This is a genomic window from Mesorhizobium sp. KACC 23794 (assembly GCF_052180275.1).
In the GTDB taxonomy this organism is placed as follows: domain Bacteria; phylum Pseudomonadota; class Alphaproteobacteria; order Rhizobiales; family Rhizobiaceae; genus Kumtagia.
Map to the genome: position 1 here is coordinate 6279897 of NZ_CP197465.1, position 21707 is coordinate 6301603.

Sequence of the window (21707 nt, forward strand, 5' to 3'; positions counted from 1 at the left end):
CGCCGGCAGGATGAAGCCGACCGGCTGCCACGCGCTCTAGTGGCCACCGCCTCCGCCGCCGCCCGCCGGGGCCGGCTTGCGCATCATCAGGGCGAAAAACGCTAGCGAGGCGAACAGGATGGTCAGCAGATAAAAAACATCCATGAACGACAGGACGGACGCCTGCTGGCTGACCATGCCGCTCAGCTTGGACAGCGCGGCGGTGGGGCCGTCAAAACCGTGCGACTGAAAATTCTGCGTCATCTGGTTCAGCTTCTGCATCGCCTGCGGATTGCTCCAGGTGACGTGCTCGGCCAGCCGCTCGTAGTGGAAGGCGTTGCGGTCGATCAGCACCTGGTTGATGATAGCCAGCCCGACCGCGCCGCCGAGATTGCGCATCAGATTGAACAGGCCCGACGCATTCTTCATGCGGTTGAGCGGCAGCGTGCCCAGCGCCACGTTGTTGATCGGCACCATGCACAGCATCAGCGATACGCCGCGCAGGATCTGCGGGACGAGCAGCTCATAAAAATCCCAGTCGGCGGTTAGATATGTCATCCGCCATGTGCCGGCGGCGAAGCCGAGGAAGCCGATCATCATCATCTTGCGCGGATCCATCTTGCTGGAGAGGAAACCTGCGACCGGCGCGGTGAGGAACATGGCGAGCCCGCTGACGAACAGCGCCTCGCCGATCATCAGCGAATCATAGCCGCGGATGCGCCCGAGATAGACCGGGTAGAGATAGGTCAGGCCGTAGAGGCCGATGCCCAGCACGAAGGAGAACAGTGAGCCGAAGGCGAAATTCACGTTGGTGAAGGCTTTTAGATCGACGATGGGCTCCTCTTGGGTGAAGACCCGGTAGAAGAAGACGATGGCGCCGACAACCAGCACGATCGAGAAGATGAAGACGGCCTCGTCCTGCAGCCAGTCGTTGGTTGGCCCCTCCTCCAGCACGAATTCCAGCGAGCCGAGGAAGGCGGCCATGCCGGCGAGGCCCCACCAGTCGAACTTCTTCAGCAGCCCGGGTTCCGGCTTGTCGAAATCGATCAGCATCCATGTCGCGGTGGCGACCATGATGCCCGGCACGACGTTGATCAGGAACAGCCAGTGCCACGACATGGCGTTGGTGAGATAGCCGCCGACAGTCGGGCCGATGGTCGGCGCCAGCGTGGCGACAAGGCCGATCATCGGCGACACGATGGCGCGGCGCGACGGCGGGAAGATGGTGAAGGCGGCCGCGAAGACGCTGGGGATCATGCCGCCGCCGATGAAACCCTGGATGGCACGGTAGACGATCATCTGGTCGATGTTGGTGGCGGTCGCGGCAAGCGCGCTCGCCGCCGTGAAACCGGCGGCCGAGACGGCGAACAGCACGCGGGTGGAGACGAGGCGCGCCAGAAAACCCGACAGCGGGATCATGATGACCTCCGCGATCAGGTAGGCGGTCTGCACCCAGGAGATCTCATCCGAGCTGGCGGAGAGGCCGGCCTGGATCTCGGCCAGCGAGGCCGAGACGATCTGGATGTCGAGGATCGCCATGAACATGCCGAACACCATCGCCAGGAAGGCGACGATGCGGCGCGTGCTGGGCATGGCGTCTCGCGACGGCATGGCGGCGGTCATGGTTGCGGTGGCGGCGGCCATTGTTTTCGTGCCTCCGGAAGGCCTGTCGCGTCGATCTAGTTGATGCTGCCCGTCGTCAGCGGCGGCGCGGTGCGGTTGTCGACGTCGACGATCACCGAGAGACCGGCGCGCAGCTTGCCGGACTCAAGTGCTGCCTCCGACACGTCGATGCGCACCGGCACGCGCTGCACGACCTTGGTGAAGTTGCCCGTGGCGTTTTCCGGCGGCAGCAGCGAGAACACCGCGCCGGAGGCCGGGGCGAGCGACGACACCGTGCCCTCGAACGCGCCGTCGTCGACGGCGTCGACCGAGAATTTCACCTTCTCGCCGGGCACCAGTTGCGCAAGCTGCGTCTCCTTGAAGTTGGCGACGATGTAGAGCTTGTTCAGCGGCACGACGACGGCAAGCTTCTGGCCGGGCGAGACAAGGTCGCCGACCTCGACCGCGCGGTTGCCGACCACGCCGTCATAAGGCGCGCGCAGCACGGTGAAGGACAGGTCGCGCGCCGCCTTGTCGCGGGCGAGTTCCAGATTGCGCATCGAGGCCTGCGCCTCCTGGTACTGCGCGTCGAGCACGCCGATATTGGCTTTTGCGCTGGCGATCTGCGCATCCGCGCCGACGAGGCCGGCATTGGCCTGGTCGAGCGCCGTCTGGGCGTCGTCGACCTGCGCCTGCGTGGCGACCTGCGTCTTCAAGAGCTTGTTGGCGCGGTCGGACGAGCGCCTGGCATTCTCGGCCGAAGCGATTGCCGATGTCTTCTGTGCCTCGGCCTGGCCGAGGGCGGCGCGCGCGGCTTCCGTCTGCGCCTTGATGCGGTCGAGCGTCCTGGTCTGCACGGCGATCTGCGCCTCCGCCTGTTCCAGCGCGATGCGGTAGTCCCCGTCATCGATCGTCACCAGCGGGTCGCCGGCCTTGACGTGCTGGTTCTCGTCCGCATTGAGCTGCGCGACATAGCCGGTGATCTTCGGCGCGACGAAGGCCATGTCGGCCTGCACATAGGCGTCGTCCGTCGAGATCATGAAGCGGCCTTCGGTCCAGTATTGATGACCGTACCAGCCGGCGCCGCCGAGCAGGGCGAGACCGATTATGGGAAGCAGGAACGATTTCGCCGACCGCTTCCTAGGGGCCGGCGCATCGGCAGGCGGCGGCGCCGCGGGCTCGACCTTTTCGGGAATCGGGCGCTCGGCATCCGGGACGGCCTTCATGGCCGGGAACGGATGCACGGACGCATCGGCGGGCGTTTCGGACACGGGCTTTGCGGTACGGACGGACATGACTACAGGCCTTGAGATTGAACTGAACCGTTCGGTTCGAACTTGACATAGCGCAGCGAAAGAGGCATATCAAGATGAAATCGAACCGGGCGGTTCGAATAATTTCCGAGGAAACGATGTCTGCTGACACAGGTCTGGCTCTTCCCGCGTGCACCGAGACTCCGGACAGCCTGCGTCGCGGCCGCCCGGCCGCCGGTCACGACCCGGTCAAACGCAAGCAGATCATCGACGGCGCGCGCCGCATCTTCATCAATATGGGCTTCGACGCGGCGTCGATGAACGACATCACCCGCGAGGCGGGCGTCTCCAAGGGCACGATCTACGTCTACTTCGCCAACAAGGAAGAGCTGTTCGAGGCGCTGATCGAGGACGAGCGCAACACCATCTTCGCCAATCTCTACGATGCGCTGGAGGGCGATGGCGACGTGCGCGAGACGCTCATCCGCTACGGCATCGCGCTGGCCCGCAAGATCACCTCGCCGACGGTGCTGAAGGCGCAGCGCACCGTGATCAGCATCTGCGAGCGCATGCCCGAGATCGGCGTGCGCTTCTACGAGCGCGGACCGAAGCGCGGCCACGACAAGCTGGCGGCCTATCTGACGCGCGCCGTCGAGAAGGGGCTGCTTTCCATCCCCGACATCGACCTTGCCGCCTACCAGCTCGGCGACCTCTGCATGTCCCGCATCTTCCGCCAGTGCCTGTTCGGCTACCGCAGCACCACGCCGAGCGAGGACGAGATCGGCCAGGTGGTGACGGCCGGGGTGGATCTTTTCATCAAGGCGTATGGAGTGGGGAGAGACAGGTAGAAGTCAGTTTGCCGGGGGCTGGCGGCAGAGCCGGAGAAGATTTGCTTGATTCCGCCCGCGTCAACCTTGAAGCGCTGCGCCTTTCTGCGGAATTAAATAACCTGTCGCCTTTAATTCCTCTTACGACATCCGCCAGATCGAGCAAAAAATGGCTCCAAAATATCTCAGGGATCGCTACGACGTTGAAGAAATGAGGCTGATCCCTGAAAGGGACAGGCTATTGATAGAGGCCATGTCCTCGCTTGGGATACATGGCACAGTTTTCCATGTTTTGAGAGCTATCCCGGAGGAATACGAGGACGAGTACACGATCCTCGTTGACGCAAAGCTCGTGGTTGATTTCGAGCTTTCAAGGGAAGTCCCAGACCCTAGCCCGGCGGCCGTCAAAGTGTGGTTCCTTGAGGAATACCGACGCGATATAGGGCAAGGCCGGCGTCGAATCCTGCTCGACAGGGCAGCCGATGCGGCACGCAAACTGATCGGCCAATAGGCTTACTTGTTCGAAGGGGATAATTGCCAGTAACTATCCGGGGGACATTCTACTGCGTCGCGGCCAGCGCTATCGCGGCGCGCAACTCCTCGAGGCCTTCGCTTTCTTCCGACGACGTGGCGATGATTTCCGGAAAGGCGGCCGGGCGTTTTTTCGTCTTCTCGGCGGTTTCCGCCAGCAGGCGCGGGACGCCCGCGGCTTTGATCTTGTCGATCTTGGTCAGCACGATCTGGTAGGAGACGGCGGCCTTGTCGAGCAGGGTCATCACCTCCGCGTCGTTCGTCTTGATGCCGTGGCGCGCGTCGATCAGCAGGTAGACGCGCTTCAGCGTGACGCGGCCCCTGAGATAGTCGAGGACCAGCTTGGTCCAGCGGTCGACCTCGGTCTTTGGCGCCTTTGCGTAGCCGTAGCCCGGCATGTCGACCAGCGCGATGGGCGGAAGATCCGCGCCGGCGCCGGAATAGCCGTCCGGCACGAAATAGTTCAGTTCCTGGGTGCGGCCCGGCGTGTTGGAGGTTCGCGCCAGGCCCTTCTGGCCGACCAGCGCGTTGATCAGCGACGATTTGCCGACATTGGAGCGGCCGGCGAAGGCGATCTCGGCCGGCCCTTGCGGCGGCAGCAGGTCCATCGAGGGCACGCTGCGGATGAAGACCCATGGCCGCGTGAAGAACGGCGTCCCGGCCTCGGGGACGTTGACGGGCGTGTCGTTCATGCTGCGGCCTCCAGTGCCGAAAGGTCCGCGCCGCGAATGGCGTTCAGGTTGCGGGCTATCTTGTCGACCGGCCAGTCCCACCACGCGATCTTCAGCAAGCGCGCCACCGTCCTGGCGTCGAAACGCTTCTTGATCACCTTGGCAGGGTTGCCGGCCACGATGGCGTAGGGCGGCACGTCATGGGTGACGACCGCCTTCGCACCGATTATCGCGCCGCTGCCGATGCTGACGCCCGGCATGATCACCGCGTCCATGCCGATCCAAACATCGTTCGCGATCACCGTGTCGCCGCGCACTTCCCGTTCCCAGGTCGTCACGTCGAACCCCTGTTCCCAGCCATGGCCAAAAATGTTGAAGGGATAGGTGGAGAACCCGGACAGCGCGTGGTTGGCGCCGTTCATGATGAAACGCGCGCCCTCGGCGATGGCGCAGAACTTTCCGATCACCAGCCTGTCGCCGATGAACGGATAATGGTGGAGCACGCATTTTTCCGCGAACCGGTCGGGGCCGTCGGGATCGTCGTAATAGGTGAAGTCGCCGATCTCGATGTTCGGCACGTCGACCAGCGGCTTCAGATAGCCGACGCGCGGATGCATCGGGATCGGGTGTTTGATATTCGGATGGGGTCCGTGCATGGCGCGCTCGCTCCGTTGGTCGGAAGCATCTTCCTGCGCCGGTCGCCCGCCCGCTTACCGGGGCGCGTGCTTCTCAATCGCCTCGGCTCATTGCACGGGGCTGAAAACCGTTCAAGCGGAAATGGCCGCGCCGGACGACCATCCCTCGGCTGGCGGCCTGTAAGCTACCGCAACGCCAAGATATAGGAAACGCAGGCGGCGATCCCCGCGACGGTGCGGACATGGTTCCACGCCGTCCAGTTCGACAGATAGTTCGTCCAGAACGATGCCCCCTCCCCGCTCACCGGATCGACGGCCATGAGCGCGTTGTTCATCGGCACGTTGAAGACGACGGTCACGGCGATGATGCCGATCAGGTAGAATGCAGCGCCGGCGTAGATCGCCAGCGAGCCGCCGCCGTGCCAGCCGAGCAGCGCGGCCGCCGCGAGCACCAGGCTGAGCAGCGCCGGGCCGAAGAAGGCGATGAAGAACACCGGGTTCTGGATCACCACGTTGACCGCCTGCATGGCGGCGATGCCGCCGCCCGGCGCGATGCGGCCGAGCGCCGGCATCACCGAGGTCGAGAAGGCGAAGAACAGGCCGCCCATGACGCCGGAGCCGACGGCGGCCAGGATGATGAGGGTCTGGAACACACGCTCGCTCATCTCACTCTCCCACCGCCCGGCGCGCACGACGCGGCGTCCAGATTCCGGTTTCGGCGGTTTCGCGCGCGTAGGCGGAGAAATCGCGCGGCGGCCTGCCCAGCGCCTCGAATACGCCATTCGCCAGCGATTCGTTGCGGCCGTCGAGCACTTCGGCGAAAAGCATCAGCAGCAGGCCGATGAGACTGTCCGGAACGCCCTCCGCCACCAGCAGGTTTGAAAACTCGCTCGCCGATATCTGCTCCAGCCGGATTTTTCGGTCCGTCGCCGCCGCGATCTGGGCCAGGGCCTCGCCGAAGGTCAGCAAGCGGGGCCCGGTGAGTTCATAGAGCTTTCCGACATGACCGTCCTCGGTCAAGGCGGCTGCTACAACATCGGCGATGTCGCCGGCATCGACGAAAGGCTCGCGTACATTGCCGACCGGCAGCGCGACCACGCCGGCCAGGATCGGGTCGAGCAGGAAGCTTTCGGAAAAGTTCTGGTTGAACCAGGCGCAGCGCACGATCGTCCAATCGGCGCCTGAAGCCTTCAGTGCCTCCTCCGCCTTCCGTGCCTCCTCCTCGCCGCGCCCCGACAGAAGAACGAGCTGCCGGACGCCGGCCTTCAGCGCTGAGTCGGCGAATGCGGCAACTGCCCCGGCGGCGCCGGGCATGGCCAGGTCGGGATAGTAGGTGACGTAGGCCGCGCTGACGCCTTCCAGCGCCCGGGCCCAGGTCGTGTCGTCGTTCCAGTCGAATGCCGGCTGTGCCGAACGCGAGCCCGCGCGAACCGGCACGCCGCTGATTTCCAGCCGTTCGGCGACGCGCCGCCCGGTCTTGCCATAACCGCCGACCAGCAGGACGGGCAGTTCGAGAGAATTTGCGGTCATCGAAGCCTCCAATTAAATATGAGTAATCCTCATATTTGCAAATGTGATAGATCCTCATATTATGGATGTCAAGCGACATTCCTGCGAAGGACGAACGGGACATGGAGAAACCGACAGGTACGGCGGCGCCAGAAAGCGACGAGACGCCGGCGCCGCGAAAGACGCCGACCCAGCAGCGCAGCCGCGAGCGCGTGGAGCGGATGCTTGCGGCGGCGCGGGAGCTGATCGCCGAACAGGGCAGTGACGCGCTGCGCATGAGCGAGGTGGCCGAGCGGGCCGGCGTGTCGATCGGCTCGCTCTACCAGTTCTTCCCCGACAAGACGGCGATCGTCGGCACGCTGGTCGAGCGCTACAACGAGCACGGTCGCCGCTGCATCGCCGACGGCCTCGAGAAAGTGGCCAGCGAGGAGGACATGCGGCAAGCCTTCGCGGCGCTGATCGACATCTACTACCGCATCTTCCTGGAGGAACCGGTGATGCGCGACATCTGGTTCGGGGCGCAGGCCGACAAGGCCCTGCGCGACGCACAGCTTTCCGACAGCCGCCGCAACGGCGCCATCGTCGCCGAAGCGCTGAAGCGAATCCGGCCGGACGCCGACCCGGAAACGCTGCAGACATCGGCCTTCATCGCCATGCATCTCGGCGAGGAGGCGATGCGGCTGGCGATCTCCGTACCACGCGCCGAAGGAGATGCGCTGGTCGAGGCGTACAAGCGCATGGCACTGGCGGAGCTGCTACGGGCGCAGGACGGGATCGCCGCCGCCCGGTGAAACTCAACCGGAAATCTGCGTCGCCGGCTGAAGAAAGACGCCCGGATCGAGAAAGAACATCTTCTTCCAGCCCTGCACCGCCGCGCCGTCGTAGCGCCATACATGCGGCAAAAGGGCGAGGATCGTATAGTGGAGATGCGGCGGCTTGCCTTTGGCGTTGCCGCTGTCGCCGAGCGTTCCGATCCTCGTGCCGGCCGACACCATCCCGCCGCCGGACGCGGACACGGTCTCCAGATGGGCATAATAATGGAGCCGCCATTTCGATCCGAGGACGATCACGACATTGCCGCCGCGTCCCAGCTCGCCGGAATAGACGACGATGCCTGGGGTGGCGGACAGGATCGGGGTTCCCGTCCTGCCGAATATGTCGATGCCCTTGTGGACCCCCGACACGCCCCAGGGATGATGCCAGAAGCTACCCTTGTTGAAGTCCTTCGTGCCGCCGCCATGGACCGGAAAGCGTTTCGTTTCCTGCATGGCGAAGCCTGCCAGGATCAGAATCCCGAAGAGAAGCAGAATGGCCCTAGTCATTCGCACACATCCACAAGCCGAAATCTCCGAAACGAAGTCTCCGGCCGGGAAGATGATGACGCTTCTGGTCGATAAAGAGGCGCGACCTGCGCGAGACTGTCGCGGCAAAAGAAAAAGGCTCGCCGAAACGAGCCTTTTCTTGCGATCGAGGACTATTCCGCCGGCGTCGGTTTTCGCTTGAACAAGGCGGTAAGGTTGTCCCAGAGCTCGATCTTGGCGCCCTGGCGCTTCATGATGACGCCCTGCTGGATGACCGACAGAGTGTTGTTCCAGGCCCAGTAGATCACCAGGCCGGCCGGGAACGAAGCCAGCATGAAGGTGAAGATCAGCGGCATCCAGTTGAAGATCATCGCCTGCGTCGGATCGGGCGGCGTCGGGTTCATGCGCATCTGCAGGAACATGGTGATGCCCATGATGATCGGCCAAACGCCGAGCATCAGGAAATGGCCGAACACCGGCACGGTGCTGGGGTCGAAGGGCAGCAGGCCGAACAGGTTGAACAGCGAGGTCGGATCGGGTGCGGCAAGGTCCTGGATCCAGCCGAAGAACGGCGCGTGCCGCATCTCGATGGTGATGTAGAGAACCTTGTAGAGCGCGAAGAACACCGGGATCTGGATCAGCACCGGCCAGCAGCCGGCGATCGGATTGATCTTCTCGGTCTTGTACAGCTCCATCATCGCCTGCTGCTGCTTCATCTTGTCGTCCGCGTATTTTTCGCGGATTTCCAGCATCTTCGGCTGCACCTTCTTCATGTTCGCCATCGACGCATACGACTTGTTGGCGAGCGGGAAGAAGACGGCCTTGACCAGCACGGTGGTGGCGAGGATGGCCAGGCCGAAATTGCCGAGCAGCTTGTAGAGGTTGTCGATCAGCCAGAACATCGGCTTGGTGATGAAATAGAACCAGCCCCAGTCGATCAGGAGGTTGAACTGGCGAATCTGCCGGTCCTGCTCGTAGGCGTTGATCTTGCCGACTTCCTTGGCGCCGGCGAACACCATGGACTCGACGGTGGCCGACTGGCCGGGCGCCACCGAGATGGCATCGGTCAGGAAGTCGGACTGATAGCGCGGACGCCCGTCGGGGAAAAAGGCGAAGCGCGGCTGGAACGGCTGCTTGGTCGAAGGCACCAGCGTCACGGCCCAGTATTTGTCGGTGATGCCAAGCCAGCCGTCGGTCGACTTGCCGGGCGACACCTGCTTCTCTTCCTCGATCTTGGAATAGCCGATCTCCTGCAGGCCTTCCTCGCCGGTCACGCCGATCAGGCCCTCATGCAGCACATAGGCGGCCGCGTGCAGCGGCTTGTCGAAGCGGGTGACGCGACCGTAGCTCGACAGGCTGACGGGCACCGTGCCGGCATTGCTCACCGTGTCGGTGACCGTGAACATGTAGTCGGCATCGACGCCGATGGTGCGCTTGAAGGTCAGGCCCTTGTCGTTGGTCCAGGAAAGCGTGACCGGCGTCGAGGGGGTCAGCGTCTGGTTGCCTTCGGGCGTCCAGACGGTATCGGGGCCGGGAACCGCGCCCGTCTCCGCATTGCCGACGAAGCCAATCTCGGCGAAATAGCCGTTGGGCAACGCCTGCGGGTTCAGCAGTTCGATGATCGGCGAATTGGGATCGACCGTCAGCCGATAATCCTTCAGGCGAAGGTCGTCGAGCCGACCGCCGGTCAGGTTGATCGATCCCGTCAAGCTTGGCGTATCGATCGGCAGGCGCTGCGTCTTGGCGAGCGCCTGGTCGCGGCTGGCCTCCGACGCGCCAGCGGTCCCGGGAATGCCCGGCACGGCGCCCTGCGCAGGCACGCCGGCATCGGCTCCGGCGGCTCCCGGCTGGGCCGGCTGCGCCGCCTTCTGCTCCGCCGCCTTCCTTTCCAGTTCCACCTGTTCCGCCTTGCGCTGCAATTCGGCCCGCGGCAGCACGTAGAAATATTGCCAGACCCCAAGGATCAGCACCGACAAAGCGATGGTGATGAAGAAATTCCGGTTGTTTTCCATCGGGTCCTAGATCTCAACGCTTTGGGCGGATGCGCCGCGCCAGTTCATCCGCAAGCTGAGCGAAGGGCGCCGTCAACACATCCTCGCGCCCGACGATGACATAGTCATGGCCGGCCGCCATGTCACGGGCCGCATGCACGCGCACCGCCTCTTTCAGGCGCCGACGCACCCTGTTGCGGACAACGGCGTTGCCCACCTTCTTGGTCACCGTGAAGCCGGCGCGCGGCGGCGCGCCGTCACCACGGTCGAGGACTTCCAGCAGGAAAAGCCGCCCGCGGCGCTTTTCGCCACGCCGGACGGCAAGGAACTCCTCCCGCTTGCGCAAGCGCGCGGGAGATATCGGCAGAGAGATGCCGGAAACCGGCAACGCGCCGGCCGCCTGTTCAGGCGGACAGACGCTTGCGGCCACGGTTGCGGCGGGCGGCGACGACGCCGCGTCCACCCTTGGTGGCCATGCGCGCGCGGAAACCGTGCCGGCGCTTGCGGACGAGTTTGGACGGCTGATAGGTACGCTTCATTTGTTTTAATACCGCGGGGTGCGGCCCTTCTTGGTTCTGTCACCAGGTAACAGGAGCTTTGCCAGGCGATTGCGAGACGCGCAAAACTGCGCGCCGGACGACGGAGCCCGAGCGTGGCGGGCTTATAGGGGCACCGCCATTTCAAGTCAATCGGCGGGATCGGCGGCGAAAGTTTTCGCGCAAGCTCCCTCCCCCGATGTATTGCCGACCGCCATGGTTCAGGCTTGTCGGCTCCTTCCATCGGCCAGTTTGGCAAACGCGGCACAATCACCTATCTTGACGATGCTGCCCGAATGTCGCCGGCATGTCGCATTCATTGCTTTGCACATGCCGCCCTTCAGCCCGAAGAGCATTGCGCGGCCGCTGCACAGGGACGATACGGCCGCATGAGCGACCGGGAGATCGCGCAAGACAAGGAAAACGCCGCCGGCGCCACGCGGACCGTTTCGCTGGCGCGCGGGCTTTCGGCGAAACTGCTGGTGCTGACCGCCTGTTTCGTGCTGATCGCCGAAGTGCTGATCTTCGTGCCGTCGGTCGCCAATTTCCGCCTGAGCTGGCTGGAGGAAAGGCTGGGCACAGCGGCGGCGCTCTCCGTGGTGCTGGTCGAGGAAGACGCCAACAGCCTGTCGCGCCAGGTGCAGGACAACGTGCTGATGGCCATCGGCGCGAAGGCGATCGCCGTGCGCGACGACGGCATGTCGCGGCTGCTGGTGGTCACCGAGGTGCCGCCGGAAGTCGACGAGCACATCGACCTCGGCAACACCGGCCTCGTCGAGGCGATGACGGGCGCGGTCGACACGCTGGCCTTTGGCGGCAACCGCATGCTGCGCGTCTTCGGCAAGGTCGGCGACAGCACCAAGGAATTCGAGCTGATCATCCCCGATAGCCGGCTGCGCATGGCGATGCTCACCTATTCGCGCAATGTCGCGCTGCTGTCGCTGCTGATCTCGCTGATCACCGCCACGCTGGTCTTCTACACGATCGACCGCATCATGATCCGGCCGATCCGGGCGATGACGCGCTCGATGCTGGATTTTTCGCGCCGGCCGGACGATCCCGGCCAGATCATCCGGCCGGAGGACCGCGGCGACGAGATCGGCGTCGCCGAGCGCGAGCTGGCGGGCATGCAGCAGCGGCTGCAGAAGACGCTGGGCGAGCAGAAACATCTGGCCGATCTCGGCCTGGCCGTCTCCAAGATCAACCACGACATGCGCAACATCCTCGCCTCCGCGCAACTGATGTCGGACCGGCTGGGCACGGTGAAGGACCCGACCGTGCAAGCGCTGGCGCCGCGCCTGCTGCGCGCGCTCGACCGCGCCGTCTCCTATTCGGAAGGCGTGCTCGCCTATGGCCGCACCCAGGAGCCGCCCCCTGCCCGCCGGAGGCTGCGCCTTCGGCAGGTCGTCGAGGAGGTCCACAATCTGCTCGGCATCGAGCCGGAGAGCGGCGTCGAATTCGTCAACGGCGTCGATGCCGCCTTCGAGGTGGACGCCGACGCCGAGCAGCTTTTCCGCATCCTGACGAATCTCTGCCGCAACGCGGTGCAGGCGATGACGGCCGAGACCGAGGCGGCCGCCGTCAACCGGCTGAGCATCACCGCCGACCGGCAAGGCAGCGTCAGCCGCATCCTGGTGACCGACACCGGCCCCGGCCTGCCGAAGAAGGCACGCGAAAACCTGTTCGCGGCGTTCCGCGGCGCGGCGCGCAGCGGCGGCACCGGGCTCGGCCTCGCCATCGCCCACGAACTGGTGCGCGCCCATGGCGGCTCGCTGGAACTCGTCGAGAGCCACGGCGGCCGCACCGTGTTTTCCGTGACCATCCCCGACCAGCCGGTAAGGCTGGACGAAGCCCGCGGCGGCCTGCGCCGGCACGGCTGACGCGCCGGCAGCTCCAGGCCGCGACACGCAAGGCCCTCGACCAACGAGGCCCCTTCCGCGAACGAGCCCTCGCAAATCCCGCCGCCCTCCTGCCAGATGCCGGCAAAAGTTTCAAAGGGCGCTTGCTTTTCCGAAAGCCAGGCTTTAGGGAACGGCCTCGCTTGCGGTCGGCCTGCCGGCCAACCCTTGCAGGTCACCTGTGTGTGGCCATTGCGCGCCCGTAGCTCAGCTGGATAGAGCACCAGACTACGAATCTGGGGGTCAGGAGTTCGAATCTCTTCGGGCGCGCCATTTAACTCGCTGAATTTCTTATCTTATTGGGATCCGTAGGTGCTAGCCTTCCAGTCGCGTTCCCGCAACATGGTTTTTCTATCGTTCTGGCCGCCCCGGTGACGGGGAAACGCGGATCGAACGTGGCTTCATCCGTCCCGGAGACCAGGCCCCGAATTGGTCGCAGGGCGCGACAACGGCGCCCTTAGAGGGGCTGGCCAGCATGTCACGGGATGGCGCATGGCGGCCTGCGCGCCGAGGCTTTCGCAGGCCAACGAGCGGTGAGCACGGCGCGCTCGACAGCAGCCTGGTCGTCCAGCCCGATCGAGAGACCGGCGGCTAGAACGCCTGCGAAGGTGCCGCCCAAGGGGCAAAGACGTAGATCACCTGGCGCTCGCCGCGATCCTGGCACGGACAGCCTCTGCTGCGGAGTTGATATGGTCCAGCAGCGGGTCGACGGCCCAGACGCGCTCCCGCAGGTCGGTCGTGCTCACGCGGCAGCGGATGGAAGCGAAGGTGCCGATGCGCTGGTGGTAGAGCTTCGCCAGCGCCGGATAACCATACGCTTCCGACATCGCAGCGAGCGACAGGACGGACGCCACCTCTTCTGAAAGAGCGTCCGGTGCGGCCGCCTTGCCAAGCAGCCATTTGTAGAGGTCGGGATGAAGATTGGTCATGACGCCGCAGAAACCGTCGAGCCCCGCCTTCATGGCGGCGAAAGCGACAGCGGCGTTGGCATTGACGATCGTCAGCGGAGAACCTGCGACCAGCGCCTTGCGGCGCTTCAGCACATCGAGGTCGCATGATACGTCCTTGATGACGACGAAGCGGCCGCTGTTGGCGCAGAATCTCAGCTCATCGTCCGTCATCAGGCGACGATAGGGCGCCGGGCATTCATAGAGCCCCAGCGCCGTATCGGCTGGCAGCGCCGCAAGGATGCGTTCGATCGAGGCGCGCGCCGTATCGCCGCCGGCGTTCGACGGGTCGAGATGGTTGGTGACGAGGACGAGAACGTCGGCGCCGACACGCGCCATGGCGTTCAATTCCTCAATCTGGGCCTCCATGTCGTCGGAGATGTGACCCGACACCAGTACCGGCACGCGGCCGGCGGTGTGCTCGACGACAGCCTTGCCGACTGCGACGCGCTCTTCAAGGCTGAGGAACTGCATCTCGCTCGACTGGCAGACGGCGAAGAGCGCGTCGGCTCCATTGGCGATGTACCAGTCGGTCAGCTTCCGCAACCCGCCATAGTCGACCTCTCCGCTGTCCAGAAACGGCGTGAGCATGACGGGGATGATGCCGTTCACGACCTTGGTCATGGCTTAACCTCGAGCGATTTTAAATCTCTGACCTTCCTTATAATTGCAGCGTAACATGTCAATCATCACATTCTGGAATTGGCATTGATTTTCATGTTCGTATGGAAGCAGGATACGCTTGTTGGATACACGAGACGGGCTGCTTCGCAGATGCAGGAAGGCCGATGCTGAATTCGCTGAAACCCAGCGCCAGGGTCTATGACCGGATCACCGACGCGATCGTTCGGCGGCGGCTGGTTCCGGGCGCCTTCGTCACGCAGCGCGAGCTCGTCGAGATCAGCGAAATGCCGCTCGGTTCGGTGCGCGAGGCCATTCCGCGGCTGGAGGCGGACGGCATATTCACGTCCACCCGGCAGCGTGGCCTGCAGATCGCCAGCATCAGCCCGAGCTTTATCCGCAACGCCTACCAGCTGCGCATCGCGCTGGAGAAGGAGGCGTTCGGGGCCCTGCTGGAACACATGTCCGACGAATCGATCGAGGAGATGCGCCGGCAGCACCAGGAAATCCTCGACGACCTGACCGACGATGTCTCCGACGAACTGCTTGAACGCGCCCAGCATACGGATTGGGAGCTTCACGACCGGGCAATCGACTTCCTCCACAACGACGTGATCTCGGAAGTCTACCGGATCAACACCGTGAAGATCCGCATGGCGATCCAGCCGCAGTTGCGCATCACCGCCGGCAACCTGCTGCGGGTGATGAACGAGCACATGGCGATCATCGACGGCATGGCCAAGCGCGACACGGGACGGACCATGGAGGCGCTGGAGCGGCATCTGCGCAACTCGAAGGCGTTGGCGCTCGGCCAGGAAGTGGAACGCCGCCGATGAAGCTGCGCGAGCAAGCCTATGACGCGTTCACGCAGCATCTGCTGGAGCGCAAGCTGATGCCGGGACAGTTGCTGTCCCAGCGCGAACTGGCGGAGATGACCTCGATGTCGCTCGGCGCGATCCGCGAGATGATCCCGCGGCTCGAGGCGGAAGGACTGGTGACAACCATCGCGCAGCGCGGGCTTCAGGTCGCCGACATCGACCTGAAGATGATCCACGACTCCTTTACGGTGCGCGAGATCGTGGAAACGGCGGCGCTTCGCCACTACATCGCGACCGCGTCGGACCGTGCGATAGCCGCCTTCGAGACCGAGATCGAGGACTTCAAGACGCGGGCGCGCCACGGCATGTCCGCGCAGTTGCTGGCTGAAGCGCAGAAGGCCGACTGGAAGTTTCACGACGCTCTGGTGAAGGCGATGGACAACCGCATCATGTGGGAAATCCACCGCGTCAACTCGATCCGGATCCGCATGGTGCTCGGCGCGCGCATCGGCCTCTCGGCCAACCGCCTGCCGATTGCCCTCGACGAGCATCTGAAGATCATCAAGGCGATGCGGCAGCGCGACGTGGAAGCCAGCGTCGCCGCCCTGCATGATCATCTGGCCAGTTCGCGCCAGCGCGCCCTGATGGCCGATTTCACGACCGACTGACTACCAGGTGAGGTCGGCGCGGGGCAGCCAGACGACGCTGCCGTCCTCGATGCCGACGAGGATGTCGAGCGTGCCGTCGCCTTGCCAGTCCACGGCCTCGACGCCGATTTCGTGCATGCCTGCCTGGATCGGCTCGCCCTTGTATCTGACCGCTACGGGCGGCGCGAACCGCCTGTCGCCGAGATTGCGGAGAAGGACGATGCCGGCCTGCCCTGTCGTGTGGCGCGGCATGCCCGCCGGTCCCGGAGGGATCGATGCACGGCCGTGCGTGCCGACCAGCAGATCGACCCTGCCGCTGCCGGTCCATTGGCACGCGGCCAGCTTCATGCGGCCCATGCCGCGGCCGATGTCTTCGGTGAAGCGGATCGGCTCGCCGTTCTCCCAGAGCAGAATTGCCTTGTTCGTCAGTTCCGTAGTCGACACGCGATCGTATGACGCCAGCACGCCGTCCTCGTCCAGCGTGACATAACTCACCTGCCCCGAGCCGTCCCAGTCGGTGATCGCCGGTCGCACGCGCCATACGGTCTTCAGCGGCGCGGCATGGTTTTCCAACGCGCCACGGGAAGCATCAGCCGCGAGGATCTCGAAGTCACGATGCACGTCACGCGCAGGCTCATCGACGATCTGCGCGCCCATGGGGAAAGCGACTCGCCGCAACCCTGACGATGGGCCGGTCGGCCGGTGGGTGGTCGCGACAGTGGAAGCACCGGCAGCATTGGCGCGCCGCAAGGCTTCTAGCGACCAGCGACCGAGCACCCGACCATCCAAGCGCCCGGGGCAGACTTGCGGAAGGTGTTACGCTGGCTCCGGTACGATCGTCGCGACGATCGAGGCGTCGAGGGCCTCGTAAGCCGCAAGCTCGATGGTTTCGTAGAGTTCCGCCTGCGTCTGCATCTCGGCAAGCATAGCCTTGGTCGAGCCGTCTTGGCTGAGCGTTGCGTAGAGCTTTTCCTGCGCGTTGTTGGCGACACGAAGCGACGAGACCGGCCAGATCACGATCTGGTAGCCCATCTCCTCGAATTCCTTCGCGGTGAAGAACCGCGTTCTGCCGAACTCGGTCATATTGGCCAGCAACGGCACGCCCTGCATGCGCGCTGCGAACTCGCGGAACATCTCGGCCGTGGTCAGCGCCTCGGGGAAGATCGCATCCGCACCTGCCTCGACATAGAGCCTGGCGCGGGCGACCGCGCCGTCAAGCCCTTCGCTTGCGGCCGCGTCGGTGCGCGCGATCAGGTGGAGGTGCCTTCTCGCCTTCGCGGCCGCCGCCACCTTGGCCGCCATGTCACGCGCGTCGGCAAGCTTCTTGTCGTTGAGGTGACCGCATTTCTTGGGCAGAAGCTGGTCCTCGATGTGGACCGCGCCAGCGCCGGCCTCCTCGAACGTGCGAACCATGTGCATGACGTTGAGCGCCTCGCCGTAGCCGGTATCGCCGTCGACCAGAAGCGGAAGCCCGCTCGCGCGCGCGACCTGGCGGATGAAGAAGGCGACCTCGTCAACCGTGATGATGCCCAGGTCCGGCAGCCCCATGGAAGCCGTCATGGCCGCGCCCGAAAGATACAGTCCCTCGAAACCGGCGGCTTTCGCCTGGAGCGCGGCCATCCCGTTGTGAGCGCCGGGAAGCTGGAGAATCTCCTTGCGGTTCAGCAGATCGCGAAAGCGTTCGCCGGCATGGCGGCCCGGAAGATCGTCTGAAACGAGATAGGGCATGTCTGGTCCTCAAGCCGCCTTCTGGCCGACGGCCTGTCGTCCGCGCTGGTCGAGCGGCACGAACTCCAGGTTCTCGGGGCCGATGTAGTTGGCGGAGGGGCGGATGATCTTGTTGTCCTGGCGCTGCTCGATGATGTGAGCGGCCCAGCCGGAGGTGCGCGAGATGACGAAGAGCGGTGTGAACATCGCTGTGGGAACGCCCATCACGTGATAGGAGACGGCGCTGAACCAGTCGAGGTTCGCAAACATCTTCTTCGCGTCCGCCATCGTCGCCTCGATACGCTCGGCGATGTCGAACATCTTCGTCGATCCGGCCTCGACCGACAGTTGCCGCGCAACACTCCTGATGACGCTGTTGCGCGGATCGGCGACCGTATAGACGGGATGGCCGAAGCCGATGACCACTTCCTTCGCCTCGACGCGGCGGCGAATATCGGCTTCCGCCTCGTCCGGATCGGCGTAGCGCTTCTGGATCTCGTAGGATACCTCGTTGGCGCCGCCATGCTTGGGCCCGCGCAACGCGCCGATCCCGCCCGTGACGGCCGAATAGACATCCGACCCGGTGCCGGCGATCGAACGGGCGGTGAAGGTCGAGGCGTTGAACTCGTGCTCGGCATAGAGGATCAGCGAAACATGCATCGCCTTCACAAGCGACGGCTTTGGCGCAGTGCCGTGCAGGAGATGCAGGAAATGCCCGCCGATGGAACCGTCGTCGGTCTCGACCTCGACGCGGCGGCCATTGTGGGCGAAGTGGTGCCAGTAGAGCAGCATCGAACCGAGCGAGGCGAGGAGCCGGTCGGCAATGTCGCGCGCGCCGGCATGGTTGTGGTCCGGCGCCTCCGGCAACACGCATCCGAGTGCCGAGACGCCCGAACGCAGCACGTCCATCGGATGCGTTGCGGCCGGCAGCAATTCCAGCGTGTGCTTGACGGCCTGCGGCAGCCCGCGCAGTGCCTTGAGCTTCGCCTTGTACGCGGCCAGTTCGGCAGCGGTCGGCAACGTGCCATGGACAAGGAGATGGGCAATTTCCTCGAACTCGCAGGTCTCGGCCACGTCGAGAATGTCGTAGCCGCGATAGTGCAGATCGTTGCCGGTGCGCCCCACCGTGCACAGCGCCGTGTTGCCGGCGATCACGCCGGACAGCGCGACGGACTTCTTCGGCTTTGGTGCGATCATGTCATCCTCCCTCAATCGCGCTTCCAGTCGAAGACGCCGGAAGCCGCGGCCGGGCCAAGCTTCTCCAGCCCCACCGTGAAGGTCAGGCCGGCCAGCTCGGCCGGTTTCAGCTCAAGCAGCCGTTCCACGGTCGCGAGGAAGCGATCCTGCTCGGGCTGTGCGACGATGCCTTCGGCCAGCGTGCGGAACTTCTTCACGTAGTCGGGTGGGGTGAAGGACCGCGCGCCGAGAGGATGCGCGTCGGCCACCGCCAGTTCGTCCTCGATCACGGTTCCGTCGTGCAGCGTGACGACGACGCGGCCACCGAACGCCTTCTGTTTCGGATCATGGCTGTGGTAGCGCTCGGTCCAGGCCGGATCCTCGACGGTCCTGATCTTGTGCCAGAGCGCGACGGTTTCGGGGCGCCTGGCACGCTCCGGCGCATAGGAGCGCTCGTGGTGCCAGCCGCCGTCCTCCAGGGCGACGGCGAAGATGTACATGATAGAATGATCGAGCGTCTCCCGGCTCGCCTTCGGGTCCATCTTCTGTGGATCGTTGGCGCCGGTGCCGATCACGTAGTGGGTGTGGTGGCTCGTCTGGATGACGATGTCCTTCACCTGGGAGAGATCGGCGATCCTGGGACCCATGCGGCGTGCCAGGTCGATGAGCGCCTGGCTCTGGTACTCGGCCGAATGCTCCTTGGTATAGGTGTCCATGATGGCACGCTTGGCCTCGCCCTTTTCAGGCAGCGGTACGGCGTACTTTGCGGCGGAACCGGAAAGCAGCCAGGCGATGAAACCGTCCTCGCCCTCCCATGCGGGCGACGGCGCACCTTCGCCACGCATGACGCGGTCGACGGCCTCGACCGCCATCTTGCCGGCGAAGGCCGGCGCGTAGGCCTTCCAGCTTGAAATCTCGCCCTTGCGGGACTGCCGCGTCGTCGTCGTGACATGCGGCGCCTGCTGCACGGCCTGGTAGGTCGTCTCGACCGGCAGGCCGAGAGCCGCGCCGATGCCCGCGGCGGCCGACGGCCCGAGATGCGCGATGTGGTCGATATTGTGCTCGTGCAGGCAGATGCCTTTCACGAGATTGACCTGAATCTCGTAGCCGGTGGCCAATCCCAGGCCAAGTTGTTCCCAACGCGCATTTGCTTCGGTGACCAAGCCGTTGCTGGTCGACGAGACAAAGAGCCTGCTCTCACCCTATTCCTCGACCTGACATCGGTTGCCTCTTGCCATTCCACCCGGTTGGTTCCGACGGGCTGGCAGTCTCGAATCGCCTGGATAAGCTCCCCGACAGGACAGATCGCTAAGCGGCCCGCTGCCTGGCGGTCCGCTCCTGTTTGATCAGGTCGGCGCCCTTTTCCGCGAGGCAATAGGTGGCGGCGACGGTGTTGGCCGAGACGATCGTCGGCATGATCGAGGCATCGACCACGCGCAAGCCGTTGACGCCGTGCACGCGTAGCGTTTGCGGGTCCACCACCGCCTCCGGTCCTTGCCCCATGGCGCAGGTGCCGACTGGGTGGAACAGCGTGCCGACGCTCTGGCGGATGAAGGCGTCGAGCGCGCCGTCGCTTTCCACCTCGGGACCAGGATCGACCTCTGCGTCGAGATGCGGCGCGAAGGGTTTTTGCGCCATGATCTTGCGCGCCAGCCGGATGCCGGCGCGCAGCGTATCCATCGTGCTTTCGCCGCGGAAGAAATTGTAGAGGATCGACGGCCGCTCGTCGGGATCCGCGCTTTTCAACGCAACGCGGCCGATGCTGCCCGGCCTGAGCTGGCAGATATGCATGAGAAAACCGTGGCCGGTGAAACCCGAGGCGGCCTGCGTGTTGGCTCGTCCGGTGCAGAAGAAAAGCTGGATGTCGGGCCGATCGCTTTTCGGATCGGTGGAGATGAAGCCACCGCCTTCGCCCGTCGTGGAGGAAAACAACCCACGTTTGCGAATAATCCAGTCGAGCACATGCAGGACGTTGCGCGGCAGCGCCCTCCAGGAGATGCCGTAGGGCGCGGTCGACTTTGCCCGGTATTCCAGCGTCACATCCAGATGGTCCTGAAGATTCTCGCCGACGCCGGGCAGATCCCGCACCAGCGGAATGCCATGTCTTGCCAACTCTCGCGCCTTGCCGACGCCCGACAGCATCAGCAGTTGCGGGGAAACGAAGGCGCCGGTCGCCAGGATTGTTTCCCGGGCGGCAATCGTGCCCGTTTCGCCGCCGCGCTTCCAGGCGACGCCGGTCGCCGTCTGGCCCTCGAACCGCACTTTGGTAACCTGCGTGTCCGGAATGATCGTCAGGTTCGACCGATGGCGGACGGGATCGAGATAGGCGCCTTCGGCAGTCACCCGCTGCCCGTTCTTCTGCGTGAAGGTGTAGAGGCCGACGCCATTCTGACTTGCACCGTTGAAATCCGGATTGAGCTCGTGACCGGCAAGCTGCGCCGCTTCGAGATAGGCGTGCGCCATTGGGTTCACGCTCCGCAGCGGCGCGATGTTGAGCGGTCCGTCAGTGCCATGGAAGGCTGCGTCGATCTGCTCGGAAAGCGGACGCTTGCCGAAGCGGATGTGATTGCCGGAGCGCGGCTCTGCCAGCAGTTCAAAACGCTCCAGCTTGCGGAAATAGGGCAGGAGATCGTCAAAACCCCAGCCGGGACAGCCGCCATCCCGCCAGCCGTCGAAATCCTCACGCTGGCCGCGCATGAAGATCTGGCCGTTGACGTTGCTGCTTCCTCCCGTACCCTTGCCGCGAGGCAGGGCTATCGACCGGCCTTGCAGGCCCGGCTCCGGCTCAGTCTCGAACCACGACATGAATTTCGGCCCGCCGAGAAAGGCCAGAGCCGGCGCCATGAAGGTGACCATGGCGAGCGGAATGCGCACGATGGCTTTGCGCGCGTTGCGGTCCGGTCCCGCCTCGACCAGCGCGACGCGGACGGCCGGGTCTTCCGTCAGCCGGTTGGCGAGCACGCAACCGGCCGGCCCGGCGCCGACGATGACGTAGTCGAACGGCTCCAAGGGTTTAGAGCCCTTCTGAAAATGTGTCAGGGCGCGGCGAAAATGGTGG

At 64.5% G+C, this 21707-nt stretch carries 21 protein-coding genes, 1 tRNA gene and 1 pseudogene; 7 read left to right on the top strand and 16 right to left on the bottom strand.

The window, feature by feature from the left end; translation table 11 throughout:
- Positions 1–36: 36 nt before the first annotated feature.
- Positions 37–1602, bottom strand: coding sequence for a DHA2 family efflux MFS transporter permease subunit (locus ACSBOB_RS30375; RefSeq protein ID WP_442583878.1), 1566 nt, complete (start codon positions 1600–1602; stop codon positions 37–39).
- Between the two features lie 56 nt (positions 1603–1658).
- The gene (locus tag ACSBOB_RS30380; protein ID WP_442579745.1) at positions 1659–2876 is read right to left on the bottom strand and encodes an HlyD family secretion protein; all 1218 of its coding nucleotides are present in this window, start codon (positions 2874–2876) and stop codon (positions 1659–1661) included.
- Between the two features lie 116 nt (positions 2877–2992).
- Between ACSBOB_RS30380 and ACSBOB_RS30385 the strand changes: the two genes are divergently transcribed.
- Together ACSBOB_RS30385 and ACSBOB_RS30390 are read left to right on the top strand one after the other, a co-directional pair.
- Complete coding sequence (locus ACSBOB_RS30385; RefSeq protein ID WP_442579746.1) at positions 2993–3682, top strand: TetR/AcrR family transcriptional regulator; 690 nt, start codon at positions 2993–2995, stop codon at positions 3680–3682.
- 148 nt (positions 3683–3830) lie between these two features.
- Positions 3831–4172 (top strand): hypothetical protein, encoded by a 342-nt coding sequence (locus ACSBOB_RS30390; protein ID WP_442579747.1) that lies wholly within the window; start codon positions 3831–3833, stop codon positions 4170–4172.
- Between the two features lie 49 nt (positions 4173–4221).
- On the opposite strand, the gene yihA is transcribed toward ACSBOB_RS30390, so the two are convergent.
- From yihA to ACSBOB_RS30410, 4 genes are all read right to left on the bottom strand, one after another.
- Complete coding sequence (yihA, locus tag ACSBOB_RS30395; RefSeq protein WP_442579748.1) at positions 4222–4884, bottom strand: ribosome biogenesis GTP-binding protein YihA/YsxC; 663 nt, start codon at positions 4882–4884, stop codon at positions 4222–4224.
- Positions 4881–5519: a CatB-related O-acetyltransferase gene (locus tag ACSBOB_RS30400; protein WP_442579749.1), complete on the bottom strand. Its 639-nt coding sequence runs from the start codon at positions 5517–5519 to the stop codon at positions 4881–4883. The genes yihA and ACSBOB_RS30400 overlap by 4 nt, the downstream gene beginning before the upstream one ends.
- Positions 5520–5683: 164 nt before the next feature.
- Positions 5684–6163, bottom strand: coding sequence for an anthrone oxygenase family protein (locus tag ACSBOB_RS30405; protein ID WP_442579750.1), 480 nt, complete (start codon positions 6161–6163; stop codon positions 5684–5686).
- A 1-nt stretch (position 6164) separates the two neighbouring features.
- Entirely contained in the window at positions 6165–7028 is an 864-nt protein-coding gene (locus tag ACSBOB_RS30410; protein ID WP_442579751.1) for an NAD(P)H-binding protein, read from the bottom strand.
- A gap of 101 nt (positions 7029–7129) precedes the next feature.
- On the opposite strand from ACSBOB_RS30410, the gene ACSBOB_RS30415 reads away from it, so the two are divergent.
- Entirely contained in the window at positions 7130–7798 is a 669-nt protein-coding gene (locus ACSBOB_RS30415; RefSeq protein WP_442579752.1) for a TetR family transcriptional regulator, read from the top strand.
- A gap of 3 nt (positions 7799–7801) precedes the next feature.
- Here the strand turns inward: ACSBOB_RS30415 and ACSBOB_RS30420 are convergent, their stop codons facing one another.
- From ACSBOB_RS30420 to rpmH, 4 genes are all read right to left on the bottom strand, one after another.
- Entirely contained in the window at positions 7802–8329 is a 528-nt protein-coding gene (locus ACSBOB_RS30420) for a M23 family metallopeptidase (protein WP_442579753.1), read from the bottom strand.
- A 152-nt stretch (positions 8330–8481) separates the two neighbouring features.
- Positions 8482–10320 carry a membrane protein insertase YidC gene (yidC, locus tag ACSBOB_RS30425; protein ID WP_442579754.1) on the bottom strand — a complete coding sequence of 613 codons (1839 nt, stop codon included), beginning with the start codon at positions 10318–10320 and terminating at the stop codon, positions 8482–8484.
- 13 nt (positions 10321–10333) lie between these two features.
- Positions 10334–10687, bottom strand: coding sequence for a ribonuclease P protein component (gene rnpA, locus ACSBOB_RS30430; protein ID WP_442579755.1), 354 nt, complete (start codon positions 10685–10687; stop codon positions 10334–10336).
- Between the two features lie 16 nt (positions 10688–10703).
- Positions 10704–10838 carry a 50S ribosomal protein L34 gene (gene rpmH / locus ACSBOB_RS30435; protein WP_008833937.1) on the bottom strand — a complete coding sequence of 45 codons (135 nt, stop codon included), beginning with the start codon at positions 10836–10838 and terminating at the stop codon, positions 10704–10706.
- A 386-nt stretch (positions 10839–11224) separates the two neighbouring features.
- Here rpmH and ACSBOB_RS30440 point away from each other — a divergent pair, with 386 nt between their 5' ends.
- Both ACSBOB_RS30440 and ACSBOB_RS30445 read left to right on the top strand, forming a co-directional pair.
- The gene (locus tag ACSBOB_RS30440) at positions 11225–12715 is read left to right on the top strand and encodes a sensor histidine kinase (protein ID WP_442579756.1); all 1491 of its coding nucleotides are present in this window, start codon (positions 11225–11227) and stop codon (positions 12713–12715) included.
- 214 nt (positions 12716–12929) lie between these two features.
- Positions 12930–13006: transfer RNA gene (locus ACSBOB_RS30445), tRNA-Arg, on the top strand.
- 362 nt (positions 13007–13368) lie between these two features.
- Here the strand turns inward: ACSBOB_RS30445 and ACSBOB_RS30450 are convergent.
- Positions 13369–14304 carry a dihydrodipicolinate synthase family protein gene (locus ACSBOB_RS30450; protein WP_442579757.1) on the bottom strand — a complete coding sequence of 312 codons (936 nt, stop codon included), beginning with the start codon at positions 14302–14304 and terminating at the stop codon, positions 13369–13371.
- Positions 14305–14468: 164 nt separating this feature from the next.
- Between ACSBOB_RS30450 and ACSBOB_RS30455 the strand changes: the two genes are divergently transcribed.
- Both ACSBOB_RS30455 and ACSBOB_RS30460 read left to right on the top strand, forming a co-directional pair.
- Complete coding sequence (locus tag ACSBOB_RS30455) at positions 14469–15137, top strand: GntR family transcriptional regulator (protein WP_442579758.1); 669 nt, start codon at positions 14469–14471, stop codon at positions 15135–15137.
- Positions 15134–15787, top strand: a complete 654-nt coding sequence (locus ACSBOB_RS30460; protein WP_442579759.1) for a GntR family transcriptional regulator — start codon at positions 15134–15136, stop codon at positions 15785–15787. The genes ACSBOB_RS30455 and ACSBOB_RS30460 overlap by 4 nt, the downstream gene beginning before the upstream one ends.
- Here the strand turns inward: ACSBOB_RS30460 and ACSBOB_RS30465 are convergent, their stop codons facing one another.
- The 5 genes and pseudogenes from ACSBOB_RS30465 to ACSBOB_RS30485 form a co-directional block, all read right to left on the bottom strand.
- Positions 15788–16423, bottom strand: a complete 636-nt coding sequence (locus ACSBOB_RS30465; RefSeq protein ID WP_442579760.1) for a hypothetical protein — start codon at positions 16421–16423, stop codon at positions 15788–15790.
- A gap of 159 nt (positions 16424–16582) precedes the next feature.
- A complete protein-coding gene (prpB, locus tag ACSBOB_RS30470) occupies positions 16583–17494 on the bottom strand; it encodes a methylisocitrate lyase (protein WP_442579761.1) in 912 nt (303 codons plus the stop codon).
- A gap of 9 nt (positions 17495–17503) precedes the next feature.
- Entirely contained in the window at positions 17504–18670 is a 1167-nt protein-coding gene (gene prpC / locus ACSBOB_RS30475; RefSeq protein ID WP_442579762.1) for a bifunctional 2-methylcitrate synthase/citrate synthase, read from the bottom strand.
- An 11-nt stretch (positions 18671–18681) separates the two neighbouring features.
- Positions 18682–19770, bottom strand: a pseudogene (locus ACSBOB_RS30480) (MmgE/PrpD family protein); the annotation flags it as partial.
- A gap of 187 nt (positions 19771–19957) precedes the next feature.
- Positions 19958–21658: a GMC family oxidoreductase gene (locus ACSBOB_RS30485; RefSeq protein WP_442579763.1), complete on the bottom strand. Its 1701-nt coding sequence runs from the start codon at positions 21656–21658 to the stop codon at positions 19958–19960.
- Between the last annotated feature and the right edge of the window lie 49 nt (positions 21659–21707).

Coding starts and splice junctions, on each gene's coding strand:
- ACSBOB_RS30375 (WP_442583878.1), bottom strand. CDS start 1,602: ATGACCGCCGCCATGCCGTCGCGAGACGCCATGCCCAGCACGCGCCGC.
- ACSBOB_RS30380 (WP_442579745.1), bottom strand. CDS start 2,876: ATGTCCGTCCGTACCGCAAAGCCCGTGTCCGAAACGCCCGCCGATGCG.
- ACSBOB_RS30385 (WP_442579746.1), top strand. CDS start 2,993: ATGTCTGCTGACACAGGTCTGGCTCTTCCCGCGTGCACCGAGACTCCG.
- ACSBOB_RS30390 (WP_442579747.1), top strand. CDS start 3,831: ATGGCTCCAAAATATCTCAGGGATCGCTACGACGTTGAAGAAATGAGG.
- yihA (WP_442579748.1), bottom strand. CDS start 4,884: ATGAACGACACGCCCGTCAACGTCCCCGAGGCCGGGACGCCGTTCTTC.
- ACSBOB_RS30400 (WP_442579749.1), bottom strand. CDS start 5,519: ATGCACGGACCCCATCCGAATATCAAACACCCGATCCCGATGCATCCG.
- ACSBOB_RS30405 (WP_442579750.1), bottom strand. CDS start 6,163: ATGAGCGAGCGTGTGTTCCAGACCCTCATCATCCTGGCCGCCGTCGGC.
- ACSBOB_RS30410 (WP_442579751.1), bottom strand. CDS start 7,028: ATGACCGCAAATTCTCTCGAACTGCCCGTCCTGCTGGTCGGCGGTTAT.
- ACSBOB_RS30415 (WP_442579752.1), top strand. CDS start 7,130: ATGGAGAAACCGACAGGTACGGCGGCGCCAGAAAGCGACGAGACGCCG.
- ACSBOB_RS30420 (WP_442579753.1), bottom strand. CDS start 8,329: ATGACTAGGGCCATTCTGCTTCTCTTCGGGATTCTGATCCTGGCAGGC.
- yidC (WP_442579754.1), bottom strand. CDS start 10,320: ATGGAAAACAACCGGAATTTCTTCATCACCATCGCTTTGTCGGTGCTG.
- rpmH (WP_008833937.1), bottom strand. CDS start 10,838: ATGAAGCGTACCTATCAGCCGTCCAAACTCGTCCGCAAGCGCCGGCAC.
- ACSBOB_RS30440 (WP_442579756.1), top strand. CDS start 11,225: ATGAGCGACCGGGAGATCGCGCAAGACAAGGAAAACGCCGCCGGCGCC.
- ACSBOB_RS30450 (WP_442579757.1), bottom strand. CDS start 14,304: ATGACCAAGGTCGTGAACGGCATCATCCCCGTCATGCTCACGCCGTTT.
- ACSBOB_RS30455 (WP_442579758.1), top strand. CDS start 14,469: ATGCTGAATTCGCTGAAACCCAGCGCCAGGGTCTATGACCGGATCACC.
- ACSBOB_RS30460 (WP_442579759.1), top strand. CDS start 15,134: ATGAAGCTGCGCGAGCAAGCCTATGACGCGTTCACGCAGCATCTGCTG.
- ACSBOB_RS30465 (WP_442579760.1), bottom strand. CDS start 16,423: ATGGGCGCGCAGATCGTCGATGAGCCTGCGCGTGACGTGCATCGTGAC.
- prpB (WP_442579761.1), bottom strand. CDS start 17,494: ATGCCCTATCTCGTTTCAGACGATCTTCCGGGCCGCCATGCCGGCGAA.
- prpC (WP_442579762.1), bottom strand. CDS start 18,670: ATGATCGCACCAAAGCCGAAGAAGTCCGTCGCGCTGTCCGGCGTGATC.